This window comes from Saccharibacillus deserti (genome assembly GCF_013618475.1).
Classification (GTDB): domain Bacteria; phylum Bacillota; class Bacilli; order Paenibacillales; family Paenibacillaceae; genus Saccharibacillus; species Saccharibacillus deserti.
In genome coordinates, this window is the sequence record NZ_JABJVN010000017.1 from 1 (window position 1) to 1525 (window position 1525).

2 protein-coding genes are annotated in these 1525 nt (G+C 49.4%); both read right to left on the reverse strand.

Going from position 1 to position 1525, the window contains the following annotated elements:
• Positions 1-289: 289 nt before the first annotated feature.
• Positions 290-1057 (reverse strand): flagellin N-terminal helical domain-containing protein, encoded by a 768-nt coding sequence (locus HOP44_RS22570; protein WP_172257635.1) that lies wholly within the window; start codon positions 1055-1057, stop codon positions 290-292.
• Positions 1058-1303: 246 nt separating this feature from the next.
• A partial coding sequence (locus HOP44_RS22575; protein WP_253915565.1) for a flagellin occupies positions 1304-1525 on the reverse strand: 222 nt, incomplete at its 5' end.

The following is a 1525-nucleotide window of genomic DNA, read 5'->3' on the forward strand; positions in this document are numbered from 1 at the left end:
TTGCTCGCTGCCGCGCTGTTCAGTCCCATGTTGCGGTGCGTGTTGACGGCTTGAATATTGTGGTTGATAATCATGATGTATTTCCTCCCTGAATTGGTTATTCCCACATCCGTGTGGTTGAATAGAGCGGCAATTTGGATCTCCGTAGAGCTTTGTTACCGCATCTTACACCATTTATCGACTTTTTATCGCTGAGTATGTATAGGCCTACTCAATTATTTAAAATTTAATTTTTAAAAAAAGAAAAGCCTCCTGAAAAGGAGGCTTTCTTGAACTACTTTGTCAACTCTTAACGGAGAAGCGACAGAACGCCCTGCGGCGACTGGTTGGCCTGCGCCAGCATCGATTGCGAGGCCTGCAGGAGAATGTTGTTCTTCGACAGAGCCACCATTTCCTTCGCCATATCCGTATCGCGGATCCGCGACTCGGAAGCGGTCAGGTTCTCTACCGTTGTGCCCAGGTTGTTCGACGTGTATTCCAAACGGTTTTGGACCGCACCCAGGTTTGCACGCTGAGTAGCCACTTTTTCAATCGCTACGCTGACGTTGGACAACGAAGTATCTTTGTCAAGACCGGTAAAACCGGCAGTGGCTACACCGCTGATCGTAATCTTGAAGCTGGCATCATCGGCTTGAACACTAACGTTCGAAGTGATTTGGATACCGTTGAATTTGGTTTTCGACATAATGCTGTCAATCTGCGAACCCAAAGCGTTCAACTCGGAGTTGATGTTCGACTTGTCGCCTGCACCGTACGTACCGTTTTCTTTCTGTACGTTCAGTTCTTTCATGCGGCCGAGCATCGAGCTGACTTCGTTCATCGCGCCTTCCGCCGTTTGCGCGAACGAAATGCCGTCCTGCACGTTACGTTGGGCTTGTTCCAGACCGCGGATCTGGCCGCGCATTTTCTCCGAGATCGACAGGCCGGCCGCGTCATCGGCTGCACGGTTGATGCGAAGACCCGAAGACAGTTTTTCCATGTTCTTGCTCGCTGCGGCACTGTTCAGTCCCATGTTGCGGTGCGTGTTGACAGCTTGAATATTGTGGTTGATAATCATGATTTGTTTCCTCCCTGAATTGGTTATTCCCACATCCGTGTGGTTGGTTTAGATCGGGAAAATGTCCTGCTAGACTTTATACGGCTTCCCGTCCCTTACTTTATTTATCGACTTCACCGTTTTAGATATGAAGAGTAAATAGAAGATTTCCTAAAAATATAAAATTGCTGTTTTCAAACGGCATCCAAATCAAAAAGAAAGACTTTTCCGAAGAAAAGCCTTTCCATGCCTTGCAGTATGCCAAACTTAACGGAGCAGCGACAGAACGCCCTGCGGCGACTGGTTGGCCTGCGCCAGCATCGACTGCGAGGCCTGCAGGAGAATGTTGTTCTTCGACAGAGCCACCATTTCCTTCGCCATGTCCGTATCGCGGATCCGCGACTCGGAGGCTGTCAGGTTTTCTACGGTTGTGCCCAGGTTGTTCGACGTGTACTCCAGACGATTCTGAACCGCACCGAGGTTCGCACG